At 53.7% G+C, this 287-nt stretch carries 1 protein-coding gene; it reads left to right on the top strand.

Translation table 11 applies throughout. The features are described from left to right. Positions 1-16 precede the first annotated feature (16 nt). Positions 17-287 (top strand): translationally-controlled tumor protein (locus tag K6753_RS14875; RefSeq protein ID WP_223677179.1); only part of this gene is annotated, 271 nt, incomplete at its 3' end.

Consider the following 287-nt stretch of genomic DNA (forward strand, 5'->3'; position numbering starts at 1 on the left):
GTTGATATCGGTACGCTTGCTGCAGGCGGGTCGAGAATGTGCTGATACGGTCATAGGAGCAAACCCTTCCGCGGAAGAAGCAGGAGAGGCTCTCGAGGATGGCGCCTCGTCTGTCAATAACGTCGTGCACTCATTCCGACTCCAGCCCACCTCATTCGACAAGAAGACGTATCTTGGGTACCTCAAGGTACGGAAATCCGTGGCTCAATTGGATACAGCGCTAATTCATTCCTTAGGGATACATGAAGTCGATCAAAGGCAAGCTCCCGGAGGATCAGGTCGCGGAG

The organism is Novilysobacter selenitireducens, assembly GCF_020026895.1.
Classification (GTDB): Bacteria; Pseudomonadota; Gammaproteobacteria; order Xanthomonadales; family Xanthomonadaceae; genus Lysobacter_C; species Lysobacter_C selenitireducens.